The sequence below is a fragment of the Streptomyces sp. NPDC058525 genome, assembly GCF_042719495.1.
GTDB lineage: Bacteria > Actinomycetota > Actinomycetes > Streptomycetales > Streptomycetaceae > Streptomyces.
Genome location: NZ_JBHXNP010000096.1, coordinates 13,722 through 37,752 on the forward strand (window position 1 = coordinate 13,722; position 24,031 = coordinate 37,752).

At 70.2% G+C, this 24,031-nt stretch carries 21 protein-coding genes, 1 tRNA gene and 1 pseudogene; 9 read left to right on the forward strand and 14 right to left on the reverse strand.

Annotated features, from left to right (window positions below):
* Window positions 1-17: 17 nt before the first annotated feature.
* Both ACFWP3_RS32975 and pyk read left to right on the forward strand, forming a co-directional pair.
* Window positions 18-731 (forward strand): SIMPL domain-containing protein, encoded by a 714-nt coding sequence (locus tag ACFWP3_RS32975; RefSeq protein ID WP_384228405.1) that lies wholly within the window; start codon window positions 18-20, stop codon window positions 729-731.
* Between the two features lie 146 nt (window positions 732-877).
* Window positions 878-2,305 carry a pyruvate kinase gene (pyk, locus tag ACFWP3_RS32980; RefSeq protein WP_384228407.1) on the forward strand — a complete coding sequence of 476 codons (1,428 nt, stop codon included), beginning with the start codon at window positions 878-880 and terminating at the stop codon, window positions 2,303-2,305.
* Window positions 2,306-2,413: 108 nt separating this feature from the next.
* On the opposite strand, the gene ACFWP3_RS32985 is transcribed toward pyk, so the two are convergent.
* Window positions 2,414-2,665 carry an EF-hand domain-containing protein gene (locus ACFWP3_RS32985; RefSeq protein ID WP_384228409.1) on the reverse strand — a complete coding sequence of 84 codons (252 nt, stop codon included), beginning with the start codon at window positions 2,663-2,665 and terminating at the stop codon, window positions 2,414-2,416.
* Between the two features lie 61 nt (window positions 2,666-2,726).
* Between ACFWP3_RS32985 and ACFWP3_RS32990 the strand changes: the two genes are divergently transcribed.
* Window positions 2,727-3,188, forward strand: a complete 462-nt coding sequence (locus tag ACFWP3_RS32990; protein WP_384228412.1) for a MarR family transcriptional regulator — start codon at window positions 2,727-2,729, stop codon at window positions 3,186-3,188.
* A 3-nt stretch (window positions 3,189-3,191) separates the two neighbouring features.
* Here the strand turns inward: ACFWP3_RS32990 and ACFWP3_RS32995 are convergent.
* A pseudogene (locus ACFWP3_RS32995) lies at window positions 3,192-3,305 on the reverse strand (helix-turn-helix domain-containing protein); the annotation flags it as partial.
* Between the two features lie 172 nt (window positions 3,306-3,477).
* Window positions 3,478-3,551, reverse strand: a tRNA-Leu gene (locus tag ACFWP3_RS33000).
* Window positions 3,552-3,650: 99 nt separating this feature from the next.
* On the opposite strand from ACFWP3_RS33000, the gene ACFWP3_RS33005 reads away from it, so the two are divergent.
* Window positions 3,651-4,307: an ANTAR domain-containing response regulator gene (locus ACFWP3_RS33005; protein ID WP_384228414.1), complete on the forward strand. Its 657-nt coding sequence runs from the start codon at window positions 3,651-3,653 to the stop codon at window positions 4,305-4,307.
* A 71-nt stretch (window positions 4,308-4,378) separates the two neighbouring features.
* Entirely contained in the window at window positions 4,379-5,548 is a 1,170-nt protein-coding gene (locus ACFWP3_RS33010; RefSeq protein ID WP_384228416.1) for a GDSL-type esterase/lipase family protein, read from the forward strand.
* Window positions 5,549-5,608: 60 nt separating this feature from the next.
* Here ACFWP3_RS33010 and ACFWP3_RS33015 read toward each other — a convergent pair whose 3' ends face one another.
* The 8 genes from ACFWP3_RS33015 to ACFWP3_RS33050 form a co-directional block, all read right to left on the reverse strand.
* The gene (locus ACFWP3_RS33015) at window positions 5,609-6,325 is read right to left on the reverse strand and encodes an ABC transporter ATP-binding protein (RefSeq protein ID WP_384228419.1); all 717 of its coding nucleotides are present in this window, start codon (window positions 6,323-6,325) and stop codon (window positions 5,609-5,611) included.
* The gene (locus ACFWP3_RS33020; RefSeq protein WP_384228421.1) at window positions 6,322-7,242 is read right to left on the reverse strand and encodes an ABC transporter ATP-binding protein; all 921 of its coding nucleotides are present in this window, start codon (window positions 7,240-7,242) and stop codon (window positions 6,322-6,324) included. Before ACFWP3_RS33020 ends, ACFWP3_RS33015 begins: the two co-directional genes overlap by 4 nt.
* Window positions 7,239-8,963: a branched-chain amino acid ABC transporter permease gene (locus ACFWP3_RS33025; RefSeq protein WP_384228450.1), complete on the reverse strand. Its 1,725-nt coding sequence runs from the start codon at window positions 8,961-8,963 to the stop codon at window positions 7,239-7,241. The genes ACFWP3_RS33020 and ACFWP3_RS33025 overlap by 4 nt, the downstream gene beginning before the upstream one ends.
* 5 nt (window positions 8,964-8,968) lie before the next feature.
* Window positions 8,969-9,901 (reverse strand): branched-chain amino acid ABC transporter permease, encoded by a 933-nt coding sequence (locus ACFWP3_RS33030; RefSeq protein WP_384228424.1) that lies wholly within the window; start codon window positions 9,899-9,901, stop codon window positions 8,969-8,971.
* Between the two features lie 109 nt (window positions 9,902-10,010).
* Window positions 10,011-11,246 (reverse strand): branched-chain amino acid ABC transporter substrate-binding protein, encoded by a 1,236-nt coding sequence (locus tag ACFWP3_RS33035; protein ID WP_384228426.1) that lies wholly within the window; start codon window positions 11,244-11,246, stop codon window positions 10,011-10,013.
* Between the two features lie 541 nt (window positions 11,247-11,787).
* Window positions 11,788-12,213, reverse strand: coding sequence for a hypothetical protein (locus ACFWP3_RS33040; protein WP_384228428.1), 426 nt, complete (start codon window positions 12,211-12,213; stop codon window positions 11,788-11,790).
* 222 nt (window positions 12,214-12,435) lie between these two features.
* Entirely contained in the window at window positions 12,436-12,921 is a 486-nt protein-coding gene (locus ACFWP3_RS33045; RefSeq protein ID WP_384228430.1) for a PaaI family thioesterase, read from the reverse strand.
* Between the two features lie 54 nt (window positions 12,922-12,975).
* Window positions 12,976-15,246, reverse strand: a complete 2,271-nt coding sequence (locus ACFWP3_RS33050; protein WP_384228432.1) for an FdhF/YdeP family oxidoreductase — start codon at window positions 15,244-15,246, stop codon at window positions 12,976-12,978.
* Window positions 15,247-15,377: 131 nt separating this feature from the next.
* Here ACFWP3_RS33050 and polA point away from each other — a divergent pair, with 131 nt between their 5' ends.
* On the forward strand, window positions 15,378-18,101 hold the full coding sequence (gene polA / locus ACFWP3_RS33055) for a DNA polymerase I (RefSeq protein WP_384228435.1): 2,724 nt from the start codon (window positions 15,378-15,380) through the stop codon (window positions 18,099-18,101).
* Window positions 18,102-18,138: 37 nt separating this feature from the next.
* Here polA and ACFWP3_RS33060 read toward each other — a convergent pair whose 3' ends face one another.
* Window positions 18,139-18,996 (reverse strand): DUF4184 family protein, encoded by an 858-nt coding sequence (locus tag ACFWP3_RS33060; RefSeq protein WP_384228437.1) that lies wholly within the window; start codon window positions 18,994-18,996, stop codon window positions 18,139-18,141.
* A gap of 147 nt (window positions 18,997-19,143) precedes the next feature.
* Between ACFWP3_RS33060 and ACFWP3_RS33065 the strand changes: the two genes are divergently transcribed.
* A complete protein-coding gene (locus tag ACFWP3_RS33065; RefSeq protein ID WP_384228440.1) occupies window positions 19,144-20,499 on the forward strand; it encodes a lytic transglycosylase domain-containing protein in 1,356 nt (451 codons plus the stop codon).
* A 71-nt stretch (window positions 20,500-20,570) separates the two neighbouring features.
* Here ACFWP3_RS33065 and ACFWP3_RS33070 read toward each other — a convergent pair whose 3' ends face one another.
* Window positions 20,571-21,473 carry a hypothetical protein gene (locus ACFWP3_RS33070; RefSeq protein WP_384228443.1) on the reverse strand — a complete coding sequence of 301 codons (903 nt, stop codon included), beginning with the start codon at window positions 21,471-21,473 and terminating at the stop codon, window positions 20,571-20,573.
* Window positions 21,474-21,725: 252 nt separating this feature from the next.
* On the opposite strand from ACFWP3_RS33070, the gene ACFWP3_RS33075 reads away from it, so the two are divergent.
* Together ACFWP3_RS33075 and ACFWP3_RS33080 are read left to right on the forward strand one after the other, a co-directional pair.
* Window positions 21,726-21,866 carry an SPW_0924 family protein gene (locus ACFWP3_RS33075; RefSeq protein ID WP_215149930.1) on the forward strand — a complete coding sequence of 47 codons (141 nt, stop codon included), beginning with the start codon at window positions 21,726-21,728 and terminating at the stop codon, window positions 21,864-21,866.
* Between the two features lie 14 nt (window positions 21,867-21,880).
* A complete protein-coding gene (locus ACFWP3_RS33080; RefSeq protein WP_384228445.1) occupies window positions 21,881-22,864 on the forward strand; it encodes a DUF3068 domain-containing protein in 984 nt (327 codons plus the stop codon).
* On the opposite strand, the gene ACFWP3_RS33085 is transcribed toward ACFWP3_RS33080, so the two are convergent.
* A partial coding sequence (locus ACFWP3_RS33085; protein WP_384228448.1) for an ATP-dependent helicase C-terminal domain-containing protein occupies window positions 22,854-24,031 on the reverse strand: 1,178 nt, incomplete at its 5' end. The genes ACFWP3_RS33080 and ACFWP3_RS33085 overlap by 11 nt on opposite strands.

Genomic DNA, 24,031 nt, shown 5'->3' on the forward strand with positions numbered 1-24,031 from the left:
AGTGCGACAGTGAAGCCATGACCCAGGACGCACCGCACGACGCAACCCACCAGCCCTACGGAACCCCCGAAGTACCCCGCGTCGCCGTCCGCGGCGAAGCCCGCCTCGAAGTCGACCCCGAAATCGCCCGCATCGGCATCACCGTCAGCGCCCGCGGCACCGACCGCCGCACCGCCCTCGACGACCTCACCCGCCGCAACAACACCGTCCTCGACCTCATCAAGAGCTACGGCGACCCCGTCGAAAAACTCGAAACCGGCGCCTTCTCCATCACCCCCGAACTCACCCGCCACGGCCGCGCCGAACGCGTCCGCGCCTACCACGGCCGCGTCCACATCACCGCCGAACTCAGCGACTTCACCGCACTCGGCGAACTCACCACCCGTCTCGCCGACCTCGACCTCACCCAGGTCGACGGCCCCTGGTGGGCCCTGCGCCCCACCTCACCCGCCCACGGCGAAGCCCGCCGCCAAGCCGTACTCGAAGCCGTCCAGCGCGCCCGCGAATACGCCGAAGCCCTCGGCGCCCGCCTCGCCGCCCTCGTCGAACTCGCCGACCTCGGCGCCGAGAACGCCGCCCCCTTCCCCTCCGCACAAGGCGGCGGCATGCGCACCATGGCCTTCAGCGCCGCCGAGGACGCCGGAGCCCCGCCCCTCGACCTCGAACCCCAGCGCCAGACCGTCTACGCCCAAGTGAACGCCCGCTTCACCATGACCCCGCCCCAGCTCTGAAACAGCCCCCGAGACGTGCCGCGGGGGTGCTCATCAGAGCACCCCCATGCACATTCAACAGTTGTCAACAACCTTTTGCTCAAAGGTTGTTGAGAGGACACCCGGAAGCGATTACCTACCCGCAGGTAGGGGAATACGCTCGCCCCATGCGCCGAGCTAAAATCGTATGTACCCTGGGCCCCGCCACCGACTCATACGACCAGATCAAAGCCCTGGTCGAAGCCGGAATGGACATCGCCCGCCTCAACCTCAGCCACGGCACCTACGCCGAACACGAGGAGCGCTACCAGCGCGTACGCAAGGCCTCCGACGAGACCGGCCGCAGTGTCGGCATCCTCGCCGACCTTCAAGGCCCGAAGATCCGCCTCGGCCGCTTCCGCGAAGGCCCCGTACTCCTTGAACGCGGCGACGAATTCACCATCACCGTCGAAGACCACCAAGGCGACCGCCACACCTGCGGCACCACCTACAAAGGCCTCGCCACCGACGTCACCACCGGCGAACGCATCCTCGTCGACGACGGCCGCGTCACCCTCGAAGTCACCGCCATCGACGGCCCCCGCGTCCACACCACCGTCATCGAAGGCGGCATGGTCTCCGACCACAAGGGACTCAACCTCCCCGGCGTCGCCGTCTCCGTCCCCGCACTCTCCGAAAAGGACATCGAAGACCTCCGCTGGGCCCTGCGCACCGGCGCCGACGTCATCGCCCTTTCCTTCGTCCGCAGCGGCCACGACATCCAAGACGTCCACCGCATCATGGACGAAGAAGGCCGACGCCTCCCCGTCATCGCCAAGATCGAAAAGCCTCAGGCCGTCGACAACATCGACGAGATCGTCGCCGCCTTCGACGGCATCATGGTCGCCCGCGGAGACCTCGGCGTCGAAATGCCCCTCGAACAAGTCCCCATCGTCCAAAAGCGCGCCGTCAAACTCGCCAAGCGCAACGCCAAACCCGTCATCGTCGCCACCCAGATGCTCGACTCGATGATCGACAACTCCCGCCCCACCCGCGCCGAAGCCTCCGACGTCGCCAACGCCGTCATCGACGGCACCGACGCCGTCATGCTCTCCGGCGAAACCAGCGTCGGCAAATACCCCATCGAAACCGTCCGCACCATGTCCCGCATCGTCGAAGCCGCCGAAGAAGACATCCTCGCCAAGGGCCTCCCCCCACTCACCGAACGCAACAAACCCCGCACCCAAGGCGGCGCCGTCGCCCGCGCAGCCGCCGAAATGGGCGACTTCCTCGACGCCAAATTCCTCGTCGCCTTCACCCAGAGCGGCGACACCGTCCGCCGACTCTCCCGCTACCGCTCACCCATCCCCCTCCTCGCCTTCACCCCCGACCCCGCCACCCGCTCCCAGCTCAACCTCACCTGGGGCGTCGAAACCTTCCTCGGCCCCCACGTCGAATCCACCGACGCCATGGTCGCCCAAGTCGAAGAAGAACTCCTGCGCATCGGCCGCTGCATCCCCGGCGACACCGTCGTCATCACCGCAGGCTCACCCCCCGGCGTCACCGGATCCACCAATCTCGTCCGGATCCACCACATCGGCGACGCCGTCCGCTGACCGCCCGCCGCGGCAGCCGCGGCTCCAGCACCACACGCACCACACGCACCGCGTCGGGCACCCGCCAAGCGCCCGCCCGACGCGGTCACCGCGCCCCGGCCCCGCCGGCTACCAGCCGAAACGCCGATCCACCACCGCCGCGAACTCCTCGAACGACAACTCCTCGTCCCCGTTCGCATCCGCGGCATCGAACAAAGCGGACGACGCATCCGCATCCCCCAGCCCCCAGAACGGCAAATCCCCCCGCGCCGCCAGCGTCGGCCCCTTCGACCGCAACGCATCGATCACCTCGAACCGCGTCAGCCGGCCGTCCTCGTTCAGATCGAGCGCGTCGAACAGCTTGCGAGCCTTCTCGCTCATCACAGGGTCCCCATCTCGTGTGCTTGACCTCAAGTCGACTTTAGGTCCTACGGTCAACAGCATGACGATCACCGAATACCCCCAGGACCGCATCGCAGCCCAGCCCATCGGCTACTGGACCCGCGAAGCCGCCAACCTCGCCATAGGCGCGATCCGCACCGCCCTCGCCGAGGAAGACCTCACCCAACCCCACTGGTGGACCCTCAACCACATCGCCGCCACCCCCGGCGCATGGACCCGCACCACCCTCACCGCCAAGCTGTCCCCCTACGACGACCAGAACACCGACTTCGACGCGATGTACACCGACCTCACCACCCGCGGCTGGCTCACCGAACCCGACGGCACCCTCACCCTCACCCTCACCCCCGAAGGCGAAGCCGGCCGTCTCCGCGCCCACGCCCGCAACGCCAAGGTGCACACCCGTATGCGCGACGGCATCGACGACGAGGCCTACGCCTCCACGATCAACGTCCTGCGCCGCCTGGTCGTCAACCTCGGCGGAGAGGGCGACCTGCCCTAGCCAGTACTTGGGCCCGATGTGGGCGTCCATCAGCGCGACGGACTCCTTGCGGGCCACGGACACGTTGAACGGGTCGCTGCCCCGGGCCGGCACCGTCCACCGCACGCCGACCTTGGTGAAGTTGAGGCTCCGCCCGTGATCGAGTAGGGAGCGCGCGCCGCCGAGTCGCCAGATCGTACATACGGGCGGCAGTCCGCGAGATTCCCAGGGCGGGCATCCGCATTCCGGTGGATTCCCTCAAACGGGGGAGTGACGCCGTTTAGGCGTGACCTTGGAATCCAAGGAAAGGTGCCCCAGGTGGGATTCGAACCCACACTGTCCGCTGTTTGAGAGCGGCCTCTCTAACCGTTGGAGTACTGGGGCCTAAGAAACGAAGGATTGCGGGAACCCTGCGTGATGCCACCCTACAGGAGCTCGGTAGGCTCAGGGGAGCAGTAACGCCCCGTATCAAGGAGCCCTCAAGTGACCGCCTCGCACGAGTCGACGCCCACGCCCGACGCCGACCAGTCGCACGTTCCGCCGCTGACGACCCGCGTCGTCATCGCCGAGGACGAGGCGCTCATCCGTCTCGATCTGAAGGAGATGCTCGAGGAGGAGGGGTACTCCGTCGTCGGTGAGGCCGGGGACGGGCAGACGGCCGTGGAGCTCGCCCGTGAGCACCGGCCCGACCTCGTCATCCTCGATGTGAAGATGCCCGTCCTGGACGGGATCTCCGCCGCCGAGAAGATCGCGGAGGAGTCCATCGCCCCCGTGCTGATGCTGACCGCGTTCTCGCAGCGCGACCTCGTCGAGCGGGCCCGGGACGCCGGTGCCATGGCGTACCTGGTGAAGCCGTTCAGCAAGAGCGATGTCGTGCCCGCGATCGAGATGGCGGTGTCGCGCTTCGCGGAGCTGAAGGCGCTGGAGAAGGAGGTCGCCGACCTTTCGCTGCGTCTGGAGACCCGCAAGCTCGTGGACCGGGCGAAGAGCATTCTGCAGACCCAGTACGGGCTCACCGAGCCGGCCGCGTTCCGGTGGATCCAGAAGACGTCGATGGACCGCCGGATGTCGATGCAGCAGGTCGCCGAGGCGGTCATCGAGGACGCCGAGGAGAAGAAGCAGAACGCGGCCAACGGCTGACGGTTCCCGTACGCGCGACGGGTCGAGGCCCGCACCGGCGGGCCTCGAGTGCCGGTGGGCAGTGTGTGAGCATGACCTCTCATGTGACGGAATGGATCACCACGCCCATCGAGCCGCTGCTGCGCGGCGCCCTCGAGGTGGAGCGGACGGAGCTGGGCCTGCTGCCGCACCGGATGCCCGCGTGGGCGCGGAAGCAGCATCCGGCGGCGCAGTTGGCGACGGTGGAGGCGCAGCCGTCGGGTGTGCGGTTGGTGTTCCGTACGCGGGCGACGGTGATCGAGCTGGAGACGATGCCGACGAAGATCGTGTTCCAGGGTGGTCAGGACAGTGCCGAGGGTGTGTACGACCTGTTCGTGGACGGTCGTCCGGCGGGTCGGGCCACGGTGGCCGGTGGGCATGAGTTCCGTTTCAACATGCAGACGCTGACGTCGGAGTCGGTGTCGGGTGAGTCGGGTACGGCTCGGTTCGCGGGGTTGTCGGCGGAGCTGAAGGACGTCGAGATCTGGCTGCCGCACAACGAGCGTACGGAGCTGATCGCGCTGCGGACGGATGCTCCGGTGGAGGCGGCTGCGGAGAGCGGTCGTCGGGTGTGGCTGCATCACGGGAGTTCGCTGAGCCAGGGGACGAACGCGGAGAGCCCGTCGTCGACGTGGCCGGCGGTGGCGGCTGCGGCGGGTGGTGTGGACCTGGTCAACATGGGGCTGGGTGGCAATGCGCTGTTGGATCCGTTCACGGCGCGTGCGATGCGGGATGTTCCGGCGGATGTGATCAGTGTCAAGATCGGTATCGCGTTGGTGAATACGGATCTGATGCGCTTGCGTGCGTTCGCTCCGGCGGTGCACGGGTTCCTGGACACGATTCGGGAGGGGCATCCGGATACGCCGTTGCTGGTGGTTTCGCCTGTGCTGTGTCCGATGCACGAGGACACGCCGGGTCCGACGGCGCCGGATCCGGACGGGAAGCTGATGCGGTACCGGGCGACGGGGGATCCGGCGGATGTGGCCGCGGGCCGGTTGACGTTGAAGGTGATCCGGGCGGAGTTGGAGCGGATCACGTCGGAGCGGGCGGCCGAGGACAAGAACCTGTATTACCTGGACGGTCTTTCGCTGTACGGCGAGGCGGATTTCGCGGTGTTGCCTTTGGAGGACCGGCTGCACCCGGATACGGCGGGGCACCGTCTGATCGGTGAGCGTTTCGCGGGTTTGGTGTTCGGTGAGGGTGGTCCGTTCGGGGTTGCCTGAGTGTGGACGTGCGTGAGGCCCGCCTCCCCCCGAGGGGAGGCGGGCCTCACACGTGTGTGGTCAGTCCTCGCCGAGGTAGGCCTTGCGGACGTCCTCGTTGTGGAGGAGGTCCTGGCCGGTGCCGGAGAGCACGATCTTGCCGATTTCCATCACGTGTGCCTGGTCGGCGAGTGAGAGGGCGGCCTGGGCGTTCTGCTCGACGAGCAGGATGGTGGTGCCGGTGGCCTTGAGTTCGGCGATGGTTGCCATGATCTTCTGCATCATGAGGGGGGAGAGGCCCATGGAGGGCTCGTCCAGCATGAGCAGTTTGGGCTGGCACATGAGGGCGCGGCCCATGGCGAGCATCTGCTGTTCGCCGCCGGAGAGGGTTCCTGCGGCCTGCTTGCGGCGCTCTCCCAGGATGGGGAAGAGGTCGTAGGCGCGCTGGATGTCCTTTTCGATGCCTTCTTTGTCGGTGCGGAGGAAGGCGCCGAGCTGGAGGTTTTCGGCGATCGTCAGCCGGGGGAAGATGTGGCGTCCCTCGGGGGAGTGGGCCAGCTTCAGGGAGACGATCTTGTGGGCGGGGACGCCGACGAGGGGTTGTCCGTCGAAGGTGATGCTGCCGGCGGTGGGCTTGAGGAGCCCGGAGAGGGTGCGAAGGGTGGTGGTCTTGCCGGCGCCGTTGGTGCCGACGAGGCAGACGATTTCGCCTTCGTTGACTTCGAAGGAGATGCCCTTGACGGCTTCGATCTTGCCGTAGGCGACTTTGAGGTCTTCGACCTTGAGCAGTGCGGTCACTTGGCCTCTCCTTCCGTGCGGGTGGTGCTATCCGCGTCCGTGCCGGCTTCGGCCGCGGCTTCGGCTTCTGCGTGGGCTTCGGCGGCTTCGACTTCGGCTACTTCTTCGTCGCCGGGGGCGCCTTCGAAGGGGGTGCCGAGGTAGGCGGCGATGACGCGTTCGTCGCCCTGGACTTCGGCGGCGGTGCCTTCGATGAGCTTTTCGCCTTGGACGAGGCAGGCGACGCGGTCGCAGAGGTTGAAGATGAAGCGCATGTCGTGCTCGATGACGAGGACGGCGATGCCCTTGTCGCGGATGGCGAAGATGAGTTCTTCGGCCGTTCGGGTTTCCTGCGGGTTCATGCCGGCGGTGGGCTCGTCCAGGAGGATGAGGCCGGGGTCGCTGGCGAGGGCGCGGGCGATTTCGAGCTTGCGCTGTTCGCCGTAGGGGAGGTTCTTGGCGAGGTGCTGGGCTTTGTGCTGGAGGCCGATGAACTCGAGGAGTTCCATGGCGCGTGCTTCGCTGGCGGCTTCGGCCTTTTTGAAGCCGGGGCCGCGCAGGAGGGCGGACCAGAGGCCTTCCTTGGTGCGGGTGTGGCGTCCGACGAGGACGTTTTCCAGCACGGTCATGTTGTGGAAGAGCCGGATGTTCTGGAAGGTGCGGGCGATGCCGGCATTGGTGACCCGGTGGGGCTTCGGCGGCAGGACGGTGCCCTTGTAGCTGACGGATCCCTCGGTGGGGACGTACAGCCCGGTGAGGCAGTTGAAGAAGGTCGTCTTGCCGGCGCCGTTGGGGCCGATGAGTCCGACGATCTCGCCCGCGTTGACCTGGAGGTCGACGCCCTTGACGGCGGTGAGGCCGCCGAAGCGCATGGTGACGCCCTTGGCTTCGAGAACCGTGGTCTTCGTGGTGGTGTCTGTGGTGGTCATGTCGTTCACGCCCCCGCCTTGGCGGTGGCCAGGTCCGTGGGGGCCTGGCCAGCGGTGTCGTCGTGGTACTCGAGCTGCGCGCGCTTGTTGGCGATGAGGCCTTCGGGGCGGAAGCGCATGAGCAGGATGAGGGCGATGCCGAACGCGAGGAGCTGGTAGTCCTGGAGGAAGGCCAGCTTCGCCGGGATCAGGAAGAGGAGTGCGGCGCCGAGGATGGGGCCGCGGATGGTGCCCATGCCGCCGAGGATGACGGCGGCGAGGAGGAACGCGGAGTTCGGCGGGACGGGCCCGGCGAAGACGTAGTTCTCGGGGACGACCGTGGTGTTGACGTGTGCCTGGACGGTGCCGGCGAGGCCGGCGAGGGTGGCGCCGAGGGCGAAGGCGATGAGCTTGACCTTGAAGCCGTTGATGCCCATGGCTTCGGCGGCGGTCTCGTCCTCGCGGATGGCGACCCAGGCGCGGCCGATGCGGCTGTTGCCGGCTCGGGCGAAGACCACGACGACCAGTGCCATGACGAGCAGCATCAGGAAGTAGTAGTTGGCGTAGGCGCCGAGGGTGACGCCGAGGACCTCGTGGGATTCCCCGAAGTTCCACCCGAGGATTTCGAGGTGGGGGATGTTGGGGATGCCGTTGGGGCCGTTGGTGATGTCGGGGCCGGAGGTGCCGTCGAGGTTGCCCATGGCGATGCGGAAGATTTCTCCGAAGCCGAGGGTGACGATGGCGAGGTAGTCGCCCCGCAGGCGCAGGGTCGGCGCGCCGATGACGACGCCGAAGACGAGCGAGACGATGGCGCCGACGATGACCGCTGCCCAGAAGGGGAGGTGGATGCCGAAGGCGGAGGCGGTGCTGCCGGAGACCAGGGCGGCGGCGTAGGCGCCGACGCCGAGGAAGGCGACGTAGCCGAGGTCGAGGAGGCCGGCGAGGCCGACGACGATGTTGAGGCCGAGGGCGACGGTCGCGAAGATCAGGATGTTGACCGCGATGAGCGTGTAGGTGTCGCCGCTCTGCTGGATGAAGGGGAAGGCGATCGCTGCGGCCGCGGTCCCGATGAGCGTGACCTGGCGGTTCTTCGCGGTGATGACGCCGAGGCGGTCCTTGAGGCCGGACTTGGTCAGCGCGAGGGCCGCGAAGCCGACGGTGATCAGGTAGGCGACGAAGAGCTGCGGTTCCTTGTCATCGGTGTCGATACCGAAGGTGATGACGAAGAGGCCGAGGGCGAAGACGGCGGTGACGATGAGGATTTCGGCCCAGGAGGGGAGTTCCTTGGCGGGGGCCGCTGCCTTGCGGGTGTCGTCGGGGAGCTTGTACGCGGCGAGCGCCGGGATGAGCGAGCCGACGAGGGCGACGTAGGCGCCGGGTTCGAGGTTGACGACTCCGCCGAGGACGACGCAGATCGCGAGGACGGTGAACCAGGTGGCGGCGAGGTTGCCGAGGGCCAGGAACCAGATGGCCTTGCGGGAGCCGGCGGGGGTGAGCCAGCGGAAGCCCTTGACGCCGAGCGCGGAGAGCGCGTGGGCGGCGGTGAGGGCGGCTCCGACGAGGGTGATCATCTGGAGGGCGGCGGGGCTGCCGTAGTAGGTCAGGTCGCCGGGGAAGTCGGCGGTCCATGTCCACGCGAGGTAGGCGCTGACGATGGCGAGGAGGCTGCCGGCGATGACCGCGTAGAGGAGCGTGGTGGGCGCGGGGCCCTGCTTCACCGTGTCGGTCTGCGGGGTGGTGATGGTGGTCATGGTTCTCACGCCCGATCCGTGACGCGCTGGCCGAGCAGGCCTTGGGGCCGCACGAGGAGGACGACGATGAGGAGGACGAACGCCCAGACGTTGGACCAGGCTCCACCGCCGAGCTGCGACATGCCGGGGATCTCTTCGATGTAGGCGATCGAGAGGGCTTCGGCGAGTCCGAGGACGACGCCGCCGACCATGGCTCCGTAGATGTTGCCGATGCCACCGAGGACGGCTGCGGTGAAGGCCTTGAGGCCGAGGATGAAGCCCATCTCGAAGTTGATCTGGCCCTTGTCGACGCCGTAGGCGACGGCTGCGACGGCGGCGAACGCGGCACCGATGGCGAAGGCCATGACGATGATGCGGTCGGTGTTGATGCCCATCAGCTTCGCGGTGTCGGGGTCCTGCGCGGTGGCCTGCATGGCGCGGCCGCTGCGGCTCTTCTGGACGAAGACGCCGAGGGCGAGCATGCAGAGCGGGGCGAGGATGAGGACGAAGACGTCCGCGCGCTGGATCGCCAGGCTGTCGCTGATCTTGAAGGCCGGGCCCGTGAGTTCGGGGAAGCTGACAGCCTTCTTGGCGTCCGGGTAGAACTGCCAGACGAGCTGCTGGAGCGCGATCGAGAGGCCGATTGCGGTGATGAGGGGTGCGAGCCGGGGGGCGCTGCGCAGGGGACGGTAGGCGAAGCGTTCGGCTGCGCAGGCTACGGCGACGGAGGTTATTGCGCCTCCGACGATCATGACGGGTATCGCGATCAGCAGGGAGGTGCCGGTCGGGAGGATGGCGTAGGCGGTGAGCGCGCCGAAGCCGCCGATCATGAAGATCTCGCCGTGGGCGAAGTTGATGAGCTGGACGATGCCGTAGACCATGGTGTACCCGATGGCGATGAGGCCATAGAGAGCACCGAGGGCCAGGCCGTTGGCCAGCTGTTGCGGCAGTTCGTGCACCGCAGGGCCTCCGATGAGCGTGTCGGATAAGACTCCGCGCGAGGGCGCTGTTTGCGCCCTCGCGCGGCGGTTGGTTCAGGTGTTACGGGTGGTGCTGGGGACTACGGGATTACTCGTTGAAGGTGTCGCTCTTGACGTCGACCCACTTGCCGCCCTCGACCTTGTAGACCGTGAGCTGCTTGTTGGTGGTGTCGCCGTACTGGTCGAAGGCGACCTTGCCGGTCACGCCTTCGAAGGAGACCTTGCCGAGGGCCTCGACGACCTTGGCGCGGGCGTCGGTGGGCAGCTTGCCGCCGTTGGCGGCGACGGCGGCCTTGACGGCCTGGATGACGGCCCAGCCGGCGTCGTAGGAGTAGCCACCGTAGGCGGCGTACGGGTCCTTGTAGCCGGCGGCCTTGTAGTCCTCGATGAACTGCTTGGCCGTGGGGAGCTTCTCGACGGGGTAGCCGATGGAGGTGGAGAGGTCGCCCTCGTTGGCCTCGCCGGAGGCGCTGATGAAGGCGGGGTCCTGGATGCCGTCGCCGCCCATGAGCGGGACGTTGGCGCCGGTCTTCTTGATCTGGTCGGCGAGCAGGCCGCCCTCGGGGTACTGGCCGCCGAAGTAGACGGAGTCGGCGCCGGAGGACTTGACCTTGTCGGCGGTGGAGGAGAAGTCGGTCTCCTTCACGGTGACGTGGTCGGTGCCGACGACCTCGCCGCCGAGCTTCTTGAACTCGTCGGAGAAGATGGCGGCCAGGCCGGCGCCGTAGGTCTGCTTGTCGTCGACGACGAAGACCTTCTTCTTGCCGGCGTCCTTGAAGAGGTACTGGGCGGCGAACTTGCCCTGGACCACGTCGGTGGCGGCGGTGCGGAAGTAGGTGTCGAAGGGGCGCTTGAACTCGCCCTTGCCCCAGTTGTCGCCCTGGCTGAGCGAGGGGTTGGTGTTGGCGGGGGAGACCTGGGCCAGCTTGGCGGAGGCGAAGACGCCCTGCATCTGCTGGGCGACGCCGGAGTTCAGCGGGCCGACGACGCCGAGGACGTCCTTGTTGCCGACGAGCTTGGTGGCGTTGGCCTGGCCGGAGGCGGGGACCGCCTGGTCGTCGAGGGCCTCGACCTTGAACTCGATTCCGGGGACCTCGTTGTTCTTGTTGGCCGTTTTGGCCGCGAGGTCGACGGAGTTCTTGATGCCCTGGCCGAGGGCGGAGAGGGAGCCGGTGAGGGGAGCGTCCACGCCGATGACGACGACGGTCTTCTTGCCGTCGGACGTGTCCCCGCCCTTCGCCTCGTCGCGCGATCCGCAGGCGGTGAGGGTCAGTGCTCCCGTGGTGATCACGGTGGTGAGGACGAGCAAAGAACGGTGTCGCACGATTCTTCCTTTCCCTGGCGCGGCTCCCTCTGTGAGGTGCCGTTCGGTCGCCGGGCCGCACTGGGATGTACAGCGGCCGTGCTGGTCGCGCCCAGCGGCGCGGTGACTGGCCGTGACTCTAGGCCCGAGGTGGCGAACACGGGGAGCGGAGAAAGGAGGATGTGACGCTCTTGTTATGCCAAGGCCAAGAATGTGTGGCGGGAGTGTGGACAAAGCGGACATTTAGCGACGTTGGGGAACGTCCGCATCCTGAGAAATGCCTGCTCCCCTAAGGGGCTTGAGGCCTTCATGCACCTGTCTTAGATCAAATTCAGCCGAATGTGGCAGCGCGTGTCCGTAGGAATCCAGCGGGTGGCCATTCCCAGGGGAATAGGGGGATTCGGTACGGCATGGTCATTACGGAGTGTGATCGACTGCGGTGATCCACTGGCCTGGGATCGATCTTGGGTGGGAGTCGAAAGGGGCTTTCACCTGCGGTTCGGCCAAACCTCTCCAGGTGCCCGGAAGCCGGACAGCGCGCTCGGGAATGCGGTGACCGGGGTCACGCCGGAGGGCGCCAGTTCTCGGAGCTCCGCGTCGCGCCGTCCTGCTCGGCGCAGCGCTGCGCCACGAACCGGTCGATCAGCTCAAGTGCCTTGTCCCGACCGGCAGTTCGCTCCTCGGCCCGGCCCGCGGCCACGGCGTCCTCGTGGATCGCGTACTGGTCGTTGGACAGCCCCTTCTGCTCCCAGTCCAGACCGGACCACTTGGTGCCCAGGAGGGTCTCCTTCGCCCAGTACGACACGAGGCTGGTGCAGATCTGCGCGGGCGAGGAGGTGCTGGGTGCGGGGCTCGGCGGGCCTGCCGCGGGGGGTGGGGCGGAGGGCGTGCATCCGGTCAGGGTGCCGGTCAGGGTGCCGGTCAGGGTGAGCGCCGCGAGGAGGGTGGTGGCGGCGTACCGGACCGTGGAGCGTGGCGGGGTCCCCATGAGGGGAAGGTAGGCGGTCACCATTGGTGACACAACAGATGGGGGCGGAGCAGGTGTGGACTGGCGGATTCCGGGCTGGTGTGGGGGTGCGGGGGTGTGGGGGGCCAGGGGTGTGCGGGCGTGGTGCGCGACGGGCGCAGGCCCGGACGTGCCGCCCGTGGGGGCGGGGTCCGGGCCTGCGCAGGGGCTGTGGGTGCGGAGGGTCCGTGGGTGCGGCCGGGTTCAGGCTCCGGCGGGGGCCTGGCCGCCGGCCGGGTCGGCCTCGCGCAGCAGGCAGGTGAGGCGGGCGGTGCACACGCGCCGGTCCTGCTCGTCGCTGATCACGATCTCGTAGGTGGTGGTGGAGCGGCCGCGGTGTACGGGGGTGGCGACGCCGGTGACCAGGCCGGAGCGCACTCCGCGGTGGTGGGTGCAGTTCAGGTCCACGCCGACGGCGATCTTGGTGATCCCGCCGTGCATCATGGCGCCGACGGAGCCGAGGGTCTCGGCGAGCACGGCGGAGGCTCCGCCGTGGAGCAGTCCGTACGGCTGGGTGTTGCCCTCGACGGGCATCGTGGCCACGACCCGCTCGGCGGAGGCCTCCTGGATCCTGATGTCCATGCGCTCGCCGAGGTGGCCGGCCGAGAAGAGCGAGGGCAGGTCGATGCCCAGGGCCGCGTACTCGTCGAGGACTTCCTGCGGGAACTTCACTGCGTGCTGCTCGCCCATGGGCCGGCTCCGTTCGTCAACGCTCGTTAACCATCTTGTCCTGAGGTCGTTCTATCAGGCCGGTTCGAAGCGGATGACGACGGACTTGCTCGCAGGGGTGTTGCTGGTGTCGGCGGTGGAGTCGAGCGGGACCAGCACGTTCGTCTCGGGGTAGTAGGCGGCCGCGCAGCCGCGGGCCGTCGGGTAGTGCACGACGCGGAAGCCCCGGGCCCGCCGCTCGACCCCGTCCTTCCACTCGCCGACCAGGTCCGTGTACGCGCCGTCGGCCAGCCCCAGCTCGGCGGCGTCCTCGGGGTTGACCAGCACGACGCGGCGGCCGCCGGTGATCCCGCGGTAGCGGTCGTCGAGCCCGTAGATCGTGGTGTTGTACTGGTCGTGGCTGCGCAGGGTCTGCAGGAGCAGCCGGCCCGCGGGGACCTCGGGGTACTCCACGGGCGCGGCCGTGAAGTTGGCCTTGCCGGTCTTCGTGGGGAAGCGGCGCTCGTCGCGCGGGGCGTGCGGGAGGCGGAAGCCGGCCGGGCGGGCCGCGCGGGCGTTGAAGTCCTCGAAGCCGGGGACCACCCGGGAGATCCGGTCGCGGATGGCGGCGTAGTCCCGCTCGAACTCCTCCCACGGGGTCTTCGAGGTAGCGCCGAGGACGGCGCGGGCCAGGCGGGCCACGATGGCCGGCTCGGAGAGCAGGTGCGGGCCGGCGGGGGTGAGGTTGCCGCGGGAGGTGTGGACCATGCCCATGGAGTCCTCGACGGTCACGAACTGCCTGCCGCTCGCCTGGACGTCCTTGTCGGTCCGGCCGAGGGTGGGCAGGATCAGCGCGCGCCGGCCGGTGACCGCGTGGGAGCGGTTGAGCTTGGTGGAGACGTGCACGGTCAGGGCGGCGCGGCGGATCGCGGCCTCGGTGACCTCGGTGTCGGGGGTGGCGCCGACGAAGTTGCCGCCCATGGCGAAGAGGACCTTGGCCTCGCCGTCGCGCAGGGCCTGGATGGAGCGGACGACGTCGAAGCCGTGGTGGCGGGGCGAGGTGATCGCGAACTCGCGGTCGAGGGCGTCGAGGAAGGCGGGTGAGGGGCGTTCGAAGATCCCCATGGTGCGGTCGCCCTGGACGTTGGAGTGGCCGCGGACGGGGCAGACGCCCGCGCCGGGGCGGCCGATGTCGCCGCGCAGCAGGAGGAGGTTGACGACCTCGCGGATGGTGGCGACGGCGTGCTTGTGCTGGGTCAGGCCCATGGCCCAGCAGACGATGGTGCGCCGGGAGGCCAGGATCATGGCGAGGGCGCGCTCGATCTCGGGCCGGGTCAGGCCGGTGGCGGTGAGGGTCTCGGCCCAGTCCGCCTCCTTGGCGGCGGCGGCGAACTCCTCGTAGCCGTGGGTGTGTTCGCGGATGAAGGCCTCGTCGGTGGCGCCGTCCGCCTCGATGACGAGCTTGTTCAGGAGGCGGAAGAGGGCTTGGTCGCCGCCGATGCGGATCTGCAGGAAGAGGTCGTTGAGGGCGGTGCCCCTGAGCATGCCGAGGGGGGTCTGGGGGTTCTTGAACCGCTCCATGCCGGCCTCGGGCAGCGGGTTCACCGAGATGATCTTCGCGCCGGAGGCCTTGGCCTGTTCCAGGGCGGAGAGCATGCGCGGGTGGTTGGTGCCCGGGTTCTGCCCGGCCACGATGATCAGTTCGGCCTGGTGGAGGTCTTCGAGGGAGACGCTGCCCTTGCCGATGCCGATGGTCTCGCCCAGCGCGGAGCCCGAGGACTCGTGGCACATGTTGGAGCAGTCGGGCAGGTTGTTGGTGCCGAACTCGCGGGCGAAGAGCTGGAAGAGGAACGCGGCCTCGTTGCTGGTGCGGCCCGAGGTGTAGAAGAGGGCCTCGTCGGGGGAGGCGAGGGCGCGCAGCTCCTCCGCGATGATCGCGAAGGCCCGCTCCCAGCTGACCGCCTCGTACCGGTCGGCGCCTTCGGCGAGGTACATCGGCTGCGTGATGCGGCCCTGCTGCCCCAGCCAGTAGCCGGAGCGGCCCTGAAGGTCGGCGAGCGGGTGCGCGGCGAAGAACTCCGGGGTGACCCGGCGCAGGGTGGCCTCCTCCGCGACGGCCTTGGCGCCGTTCTCGCAGAACTCGGCGGTGTGCCGCTTGTCCCCCTCGGGCCAGGCGCAGCCGGGGCAGTCGAAGCCGTCCTTCTGGTTGACCTTGAGCAGGGTGCGGGCGGTACGGGCCAGCCCCATCTGCTGCTGCGCGATCTTCAGGGTGTGCCCGATGGCGGGAAGCCCGGCGGCCGCGTGCTTCGGCGGCGCGACCTGCGGTGCGTCCTGGACCGGATCACCTGCGGGCGGCTTGGTGGCCATGGCGCTCCCCTTCGAGCAGTCTTCGCGTACACATCCGATCCTGTCACGCCCCGCCGACATCGCCGACGCCGGTTTTGCGCCTCCGCACGGGCCGTCCGGAATTGTCGGTGGGGGCGCCTAGGATCGGGGGCGTGGCAGAGACAGCATCGAAGAAGACGGACCAGACGACCGCAGCGGACCGCCCCCGCCTGATGCTCATGGACGGGCACTCCCTGGCGTACCGGGCGTTCTTCGCGCTGCCCGCGGAGAACTTCACGACCGCGACCGGCCAGCCGACCAACGCCATCTACGGCTTCGCGTCGATGCTGGCGAACACGCTGCGCGACGAGGCGCCCACGCACTTCGCGGTGGCGTTCGACGTGTCGCGCAAGACGTGGCGCTCGACGGAGTTCCCCGAGTACAAGGCGAACCGCTCCAAGACCCCCGACGAGTTCAAGGGGCAGGTCGAGCTGATCGGCGAGCTGCTCGACGCGATGCACGTGCCGCGGTTCGCCGTCGACGGCTTCGAGGCCGACGACGTGATCGCGACGCTGGCGACGCAGGCGGAGGCCCTGGGCTTCGACGTGCTGATCGTCACCGGCGACCGGGACTCCTTCCAGCTGGTCTCCGAGCACACCACCGTGCTGTATCCGACCAAGGGCGTCTCCGAGCTGACCCGGTTCACACCGGAGAAGGTCGAGGAGAAGTACGGCCTCACCCCCCAGCAGTATCCGGACTTCGCGGCGCTGCGCGGCGACCCGTCCGACAACCTGCCCGGCATCCCGGGCGTCGGTGAGAAGACCGCCGCCAAGTGGATCACCCAGTTCGGGTCGTTCGCGGAGCTCGTCGAGCGTGCCGAGGAGGTCAAGGGCAAGGCCGGGCAGAACTTCCGGGACCACCTGGAGGCCGTCAAGCTCAACCGGGTCCTGACCGAGATGGTCAAGGACGTGGAGCTGCCCAAGACCCCGGCCGACCTGGCCCGCCTGCCGTACGACCGGTCCGCGCTGACCGGCGTGCTGGACGTGCTGGAGATCCGCAACGCCTCGCTGCGCGAGCGGCTGCTGGCCGTGGACCCGGGCGCGGCCGAGGAGCAGGCCCCGGCTCCGGCCGCGGCCGGGGTGGAGCTGGACGCGAGCGTGCTGGGCGCGGGCGAGCTCGCGCCGTGGCTCGAGGCCCGCGCGGGCGTACCGCTGGGCATCTCCACCGTCGACAGCTGGGCGCTGGGGCAGGGCAACGTCAGCGAGATCGCGCTGGCCGCCGCCGACGGGGCCGCCGCCTGGTTCGAGCCGTCCGAGCTGGACGAGGCCGACGAGCGGGCCTTCGCGGCCTGGGCCGCCGACGCGGCGCAGCCGAAGGTGGTGCACAACGCCAAGGGCCTGATGCGGGTCTTCCCCGAGCACGGCTGGAGCCTCGCCGGCGTCACCATGGACACCGCGCTCGCCGCCTACCTGGTCAAGCCGGGCCGACGCTCCTTCGCCCTGGACGTGCTGTCCAACGAGTACCTGCACCGGGAGCTGGCGCCGGCCGCGGCCGACGGGCAGCTGGCCTTCGGCGCCGACGACACGGCTGAGGCGGAGGCGCTGATGGCGCAGGCCCGCGCCGTCCTGGACCTGGGCGACGCCTTCACCGGCAAGCTCGCCGAGGTCGGAGCGGTCGAGCTCCTCCACGGCATGGAGCTGCCGACGTCCGAGCTGCTGGCCCGGATGGAGCGGTCCGGCATCGCCGCCGACCGCGACCACCTGGAGGCCATGGAGCAGCAGTTCGCCGGAGCGGTGCAGCAGGCGGTGAAGGAGGCGCACGCGGCGGTCGGCCACGAGTTCAACCTCGGCTCGCCCAAGCAGCTCCAGGAGGTGTTCTTCGGCGAGCTGGACCTGCCCAAGACGAAGAAGACCAAGACCGGCTACACCACGGACGCGGACGCGCTGGCCTGGCTGGCCACGCAGACCGACCACGAACTGCCGGTGATCATGCTGCGCCACCGCGAGCAGGCCAAGCTGCGCGTCACCGTCGAGGGCCTGGTCAAGACCATCGCCGCCGACGGCCGGGTGCACACGAGCTTCAGCCAGACCGTCGCCGCGACCGGCCGGCTGTCCTCGACCGACCCCAACCTGCAGAACGTGCCGGTGCGCACCGACGAGGGCCGGGCGATTCGCCGCGGTTTCGTCGTCGGCGAGGGCTTCGAGTCGCTGATGACCGCCGACTACAGCCAGATCGAGCTGCGGGTGATGGCCCACCTCTCCGAGGACGAGGGCCTGATCGAGGCGTTCCTGTCCGGTGAGGACCTGCACACCACCGTCGCCTCGCAGGTGTTCGGCGTGGAGCGCTCGCAGGTCGACGCGGAGATGCGCCGCAAGATCAAGGCCATGTCGTACGGGCTCGCGTACGGGCTGTCCGCCTTCGGGCTGGCCCAGCAGCTGAACATCGAGCCCGCCGAGGCGCGCGGTCTGATGGAGACCTTCTTCGAGCGGTTCGGCGGGGTCCGCGACTACCTCCAGCGCGTCGTGGACGAGGCCCGCGCCACCGGCTACACGGCGACGGTCTTCGGCCGCCGCCGCTACCTGCCCGACCTCAACAGCGACAACCGCCAGCGCCGCGAGGCCGCCGAGCGGATGGCGCTCAACGCCCCGATCCAGGGCACCGCCGCCGACATCGTCAAGGTCGCGATGCTGCGCGTGGACAAGGCGGTCGCGCAGGCCGGGCTGAAGTCGCGGATGCTGCTCCAGGTCCACGACGAAATCGTGCTGGAGATCGCCCCGGGCGAGCGGGAGCGGGTGGAGGAGCTGGTGCGCCGCGAGATGGGCGCAGCCGTCGAGCTCCGCGCCCCGCTGGACGTGTCCGTGGGCGTCGGCTCCGACTGGGAGTCCGCCGCGCACTGACCCGCCCGCACGGCCGGTCTCCGGGCGCCCGTCCCCGCTACGCGGTGGGGACGGGCGTTCGCGCGTCCTGGCGGGCCGGGGGGCCGGTGCGGTCGCCGCGGTGCCGGACCCGTACGAGGAACCCGTACAGCAGCAGGGCCACGGCGAGGCCGCCGCCCGCCCCGAAGCAGACCGTCGGGATGATGTCGAGCGGTGTCCGGATGCGGTCGAAGAAGGTGTAGAAGCGGATCACGCGCATCGTGACCCCGGCCGCCACGCACACCACGAGCAGGGCCAGCGCGCAGCGGATCTCGGCGCGGCTCAGCACCGGGACGGACGCGGGGACCGGGCAGGGCGGCAGCCGGCGCAGCGCGGTCGCCGCGAACCAGCCGATCGCGCAGGCGGCGACGGCCGAAGTCCCGTACTGGAGGTAGGAGTAGAGCGGCAGGCCGAAGGCGAGCGGCTCACCGAGCGCGGGCAGGGCGTTCGTTCCCCAGCGGTCCAGGTGCGTGAAGCTGTCCCACACCACGTGCGTGAGGGAGCCGGCGACCGCCGAGAGGTAGAACCAGACGGCGAGCGACAACAGTCGGCGCCCCCGCCATTGCTCACCGCGCACGAACGCGTGGACCCGGCCCCGCCAGGAACGCGGCAGGAGTGCGATGAGCGGCTCGCGCAGCAGCAGCCAGTACGCGACGAGGACGCCGGTGAGCGCGGCGTCGGCGGTGAGCACGCCCGGCAGGGAGTGCGTGAACGTCCCGTACGGCATGACCCCTTCGACGATCGCGTCGGCGAAGTAGAACGTGTCCGGCGCGAACGATCCCAGGACCAGCGCCGAGGCGACCAGCGGCCCCCGCGCCCGCCCGGTTCGGCGGACGGCCGGAAGGACGGCGGCCGCATGGCTGAGCGTGAACGGCATGGCACCTCTCCTGGATCTTCTCGGTCCGGCCAGTATGCGCGACCTGCACGGGACGTGGGGATGTGGTGAATTCCACCCCGCTGTGCGTGCCCCGTGCAGGGAGTTGACGTAGGGTCACGCGGACGTCGAGGGGGAGGGGTCCGGCTCATGTCGGCTCGAATATTCGGACGCAGGCTGCGCAGGGGCGCCGCGGCAGCGCTGGTCTCCGCGCTGGTGGTCGCCGCGGTAACCGCTTCCCAGGGGCCGGCCGGCGGCCGTGAGGAGCGGATCTCCGCGGCCGGGGAGGGCGGCGCGCAGCCCCTCCCGGACACCACAACCGGAGGGGACGGCTCCTACTTCACCGAACTCCCGCCGCTCGTGAGCCCCGAACCGCCCGCCGTGGTGCCGCCGGACGGACAGCAGCCCGCCGCCCCCGCCGAGGAGCCGCCGGCCGGGACCGTTCCCGCCGCCGGGGGCACGGCTGTGGCCGTGGGCGCGGGGTCGCAGGGGATACCCGCGAGCGTCCTCGCCGCGTACCTCCGGGCGGAGAAGACGGTGGGGGAGAGCGACGCCCGCTGCGGGCTGCGCTGGCAGCTGCTCGCGGCGATCGGCAAGGTCGAGTCCGGCCAGGCGCGCGGCGGGCAGGTGGACGTGTCCGGCACCACGCTGCGGCCGATCCTGGGCCCGGTGCTCGACGGCAACGGCTTCGCGAACATCCAGGACACGGACGGCGGGGCGTACGACGGGGACACCCGCTACGACCGGGCGGTCGGCCCGATGCAGTTCATCCCCTCCACGTGGGCGGCCTGGGGCCAGGACGCGGACGGCGACGGCCGGCGCAACCCGAACAACATCCACGACGCGGCCCTCGCGGCCGGCCGGTACCTGTGCGCGGGCACCCGCGACCTGCGGGTGGAGGCGGACCTGGACCGGGCCGTGCTCTCGTACAACCACTCCACGGCGTACCTGCGGACCGTGCGGTCCTGGTTCACGTACTACCTCAAGGGCACGCACGAGATCCCGGACGCGGCCGGCACCCCCGCCCCCGCGACAACCCAGCCGAAGCCGAAGCCGACCCCCAGCCCGACGCCGACCCCGACACCGGACCCGAAGCCGACCCCCACACCCACCCCGACACCGACACCGGACCCGAAGCCGACGCCGACACCGGACCCGAAGCCGACCCCCACCCCGACTCCGGACCCGAAGCCGACGCCGGACCCGAAGCCGACGCCGGACCCGAAGCCGACTCCAACCCCCACCCCGACTCCTACGCCTACGCCGACTCCCACTCCCACCCCGACCCCGATCCCGATCCCGACCTCCACTCCGACTCCGACGGCGACCCCCACCCCCGCTCCGTCCCCGACACGTGCGCCGAGCCCGAGCCCGACCCCGACGGCCACCGCGACCACGACTGCGACCGCGAAGCCCACACCCAAGCCGTCCGCCTCGGCCTCGGGCCCGGCCCCGGTGACCCCGTCCCCCGCGCCGGAGGCGACCGGCGGGCCAGGGACCCCGTAGCGCACGACGACGGCCCGCCGGAGGACCGGCGGGCCGTCGCAGAACCCGTGGGGTGAGCTGACCGGTACCGGCTACGGCGTCGGCGCCGGAACGAGGAGCTCCGCCTGGAGCTGCGGAGCCACGCCCACGCCGCCGGCCCCGAACGCCGCGTCGGAGGTGGCCGGGTTGCCCGTGCGCTGGAAGGCGTGCAGGGAGATCACGTCACCGGCGTTCAGCTGCCGGATCGTGGACACCGTCTGCGAGGCGGCTCCGGTCACGGGGAGCGCCGCGGTGTCCTGCACGTCGAGGGCGGTGAGATTGCCGTTGACCTGGATCTGCAGGCTGCGGTCCGCCGTCGGGTGCGGGGTGTACGCCAGCAGGATCCGGCCCGAGAGCAGGTAGCGCCCGGGGGTGTTGACCACCAGCGTCGAGTTCACCGCATCGAACATCGAGTCCGTGTCGTACACGACCGTGTCGAAGAGGATCTTGGTGAGCATGCTGCTGGGGATGGCCTGGTCGTTGGCGGCCTGGACGCTCGCGGCGATGTTGACCGTGGGCCCGGGAGGACCGGAGGGCCCGGGCGAGCCGGACGGTCCGGGCGGACCCGAAGGCCCGGCGGCGCCCGAGGGGCCGGCGGGACCCGAGGGTCCGGGCGGGCCGCTGGGCCCGATCTCGCCGGGCGGACCGCTCGGTCCGGGAGGTCCGGGCGGGCCGCTGGGCCCGGGGCGGCCCTGGGGACCGCGCGGTCCCCTCTTGCAGTCGCCCTTGTCCATCTCGGTGCGAGGGCCCTTCTCGCACCGGTCGCCCTTGTCGCCGCCCGCGGGGTCGGACAGGCTCACGCGTCCGGCGGCGTCCTGGGCCGCCGACGCGTTCGGGACGCTCATCAACCCGGATGCCAGGATCAGGGCGAGCGAGGCGACCGCGCCGCCGGCCATCCATCTGCCTCGACGGGACCGCGGCCCCAGCCGCGCCCCCGTTCTCTTCTCGGGACTCATCTGCGTGCTCCTCGAGGTCATGGGGGACCGCGCCGCGATCCCGGGAGGAGCTTGACCGGCCGGGGGCGCAATCGCCCTCACTCTCCGTCGTGACACGCTTACTATAAGTAATTCGGACCAGTCCCTCGCGCGGCCGGTGGCCGCCGCGCCCGTGCGAACCTTCCCGGCCAGGGCGCCAGACGGTTCTCATCTGGCCCCCGCGTTGCTACGGTGCCTCCGCCCTGACGCCCTATCAGATTCCGGAGGCCCGGCATGCGCGCATTCATCGCCGCCGCCAGCGGGCTCGTCCTCGCGGTGCTCCTTGTCCTCGCCATCACGGCGCTCGGGGCGCCCGAAGGCAAGACCTCCCCCAAGCCCCTGCTCACCACCGCGCCCCCCGCGCCCGGAAAGTAGAGGAGGGCCTGGCCATGCGACGCAGAGCGAGCCTTGTCCTGCTGGCCCTCGCCGTGTTCTGCGCGGCGCTCTCACCCCTGCTGCGCTGGTACGCGTACCCGCGGCTCGCCAAGATCCCGCCGAACCAGTACCAGGAGATGGTGCTGGAGGCGAAGGACGCGACGCTCCTCGACTACTTCAACGGCATGCAGCCCAAGAAGGTCGACAAGGTCACCATCGTCCAGACCCTCAAGGGCAACGTCGAGGCCTCGAAGGAGATCGAGGCCAGCGCCGGCAAGGACGTCGTCGTCTGGGACACGCTGACGCACATCATGGACCCCGAGGGGAAGATGGTCTCCCAGATCCCCGAGCGCTACATCTTCGACGCCCACACCCAGGACCCGGTGCACGCCACCGGCGAGATGGTCGACGGGGACCCGGTCAAACGCGCGGGCATCGAGTTCAAGTGGCCGTTCTTCACCGAACCGCGCGACTACCTGTACTTCGACGCGCAGACCCGCACCTCCTCGCCGATCCACTACGTCGGCCCGCGCACCTACCGGGGCATGGAGGTCTACTACTTCGAGCAGACCGTCCCGTGGACCAAGGTCTCCATGCCGAAGAAGATGCCGATCGAGGGCATCGACCCGGCGACGATCGAGGCGACCACCGGCACCACCCTCTGGTACACGACGAAGGCGATGTTCTGGGTGGACCCGGTCACCGGGGCGCCCGTCAACGCCGAACAGGAGATCAAGCAGGAGATGCGCGGCGGGATCGCGGCGGGCGGCCCCGACGGCAAGCTCACCGCCTTCGCCGGGCACGTGAAGATGCGCGAGGACTACGCGAAGTACACCCTCGACCTGGTCGCCTCGAACCGTACGAAGGTCCTCGCCCTGCACACCTACGCGCCGATCGGCCTGGCGGCCGGCGGGCTGCTGCTCCTCGGGCTCGCGCTGTGGCTGGAGGCGAGGAGCCGGCGGGGCCCGCGGGGCCCGCGCGAGGAGCTCAGCGCCTGAGCCGCGCGTTGGTGTGCCGGGTGGGCTCGGCGGTGGCCGGGTCCTCGGGCCACGGGTGCTTGGGATAGCGGCCGCGCAGCTCGGCGCGCACGGCCCGGTAGCCGCCCTGCCAGAAGGAGGCGAGGTCGGCGGTGACCGCGGCGGGCCGCCCGGCGGGCGACAGCAGGTGGACGAGTACGGGCACCCCCGCCACCCTGGGGGTCTCGGCCAGCCCGAACAGCTCCTGGAGTTTGACGGCCAGCACCGGCTGGCCGTGCTCCGCGGAGTAGTCGACCCGGATCCGCGATCCGCTGGGCACCTCGAGCCGTTCCGGAGCCAGCTCGTCCAGCCGGGCGGCCTCGCCGGTGGCCCAGGGCAGCAGCCGCCGCAGGGCCTGGCCCGCGTCGATCCGTCCGAGGTCGGCCCGGCGCCGGGCCCGCGACAGCTCGGGCTCCAGCCAGTCGTCGGCACGCTCCAGCAGGGCCCCGTCGTCCGCCACGTCGGGCCAGGCGCCGCCGAGCGTCCGGTGCAGGAACCCCAGCCGGGCCCGCAGCCCCTCCGCGTCCGCGGACCAGCGCAGCAGGCCCAGCCCCTCCGTGCGCAGCCCGTCGAGCAGGGCGGCCCGTACGAGGGCCGGGTCGGGGTCGCGCAACGGGCGGGCGGCCAGTTCGATGGCCCCGAGCCGGTGCGCCGCGCGGGCGACGAGGTCCCCGCCCTCCCAGCGCACCTCGTCCCCCTCGGTCCGCAGATGGGCGGCGGCGGCCAGCGCGGTGTCCTCGTCGATGACGGCGGCGAGCCGGATGCGGGCGGAGGGGGCGTGCGGGGGCCTGTCGGCGACGGCCACGGCCAGCCAGGCTGCGTGGCGCAGCCCGGACCCCTCCCGGAGCTCCGCCCCGGTCCCGGAGGCCATGAGGAACGCCTCCTGCCCCTTGGCCTTGGCCACCCGCTCCGGGAAAGCCAGGGCTGCGACGAGCCCGGCCGCGGCATCGTCACTGGGGCTCCGCCCCGGACCCCGCTCCTCAAACGCCGGAGAGGCGGGAATACGGCTGCCGCCGTCCGCTCGGCGGGGCTGGTTTGCCCGGAGGGCAAATTCAGCCTCGCCTGGGGGTACCCCCGGACGGAGTCTGGGGGAGTTTGAGGCGCTGGGGGTACCCCCAGCGGTGGCTGGGGGAGGGTCCGGGGGCGGAG

Coding starts and splice junctions, on each gene's coding strand:
- ACFWP3_RS33010 (WP_384228416.1), top strand. CDS start 4,379: ATGACCTCTCATGTGACGGAATGGATCACCACGCCCATCGAGCCGCTG.
- ACFWP3_RS33070 (WP_384228443.1), bottom strand. CDS start 21,473: ATGAGTCCCGAGAAGAGAACGGGGGCGCGGCTGGGGCCGCGGTCCCGT.
- ACFWP3_RS33075 (WP_215149930.1), top strand. CDS start 21,726: ATGCGCGCATTCATCGCCGCCGCCAGCGGGCTCGTCCTCGCGGTGCTC.
- ACFWP3_RS33040 (WP_384228428.1), bottom strand. CDS start 12,213: ATGGGGACCCCGCCACGCTCCACGGTCCGGTACGCCGCCACCACCCTC.
- ACFWP3_RS32975 (WP_384228405.1), top strand. CDS start 18: ATGACCCAGGACGCACCGCACGACGCAACCCACCAGCCCTACGGAACC.
- ACFWP3_RS32985 (WP_384228409.1), bottom strand. CDS start 2,665: ATGAGCGAGAAGGCTCGCAAGCTGTTCGACGCGCTCGATCTGAACGAG.
- ACFWP3_RS33045 (WP_384228430.1), bottom strand. CDS start 12,921: ATGGGCGAGCAGCACGCAGTGAAGTTCCCGCAGGAAGTCCTCGACGAG.
- ACFWP3_RS33065 (WP_384228440.1), top strand. CDS start 19,144: ATGTCGGCTCGAATATTCGGACGCAGGCTGCGCAGGGGCGCCGCGGCA.
- ACFWP3_RS33050 (WP_384228432.1), bottom strand. CDS start 15,246: ATGGCCACCAAGCCGCCCGCAGGTGATCCGGTCCAGGACGCACCGCAG.
- ACFWP3_RS33080 (WP_384228445.1), top strand. CDS start 21,881: ATGCGACGCAGAGCGAGCCTTGTCCTGCTGGCCCTCGCCGTGTTCTGC.
- ACFWP3_RS33060 (WP_384228437.1), bottom strand. CDS start 18,996: ATGCCGTTCACGCTCAGCCATGCGGCCGCCGTCCTTCCGGCCGTCCGC.
- ACFWP3_RS33025 (WP_384228450.1), bottom strand. CDS start 8,963: ATGACCACCATCACCACCCCGCAGACCGACACGGTGAAGCAGGGCCCC.
- ACFWP3_RS32990 (WP_384228412.1), top strand. CDS start 2,727: ATGACGATCACCGAATACCCCCAGGACCGCATCGCAGCCCAGCCCATC.
- pyk (WP_384228407.1), top strand. CDS start 878: ATGCGCCGAGCTAAAATCGTATGTACCCTGGGCCCCGCCACCGACTCA.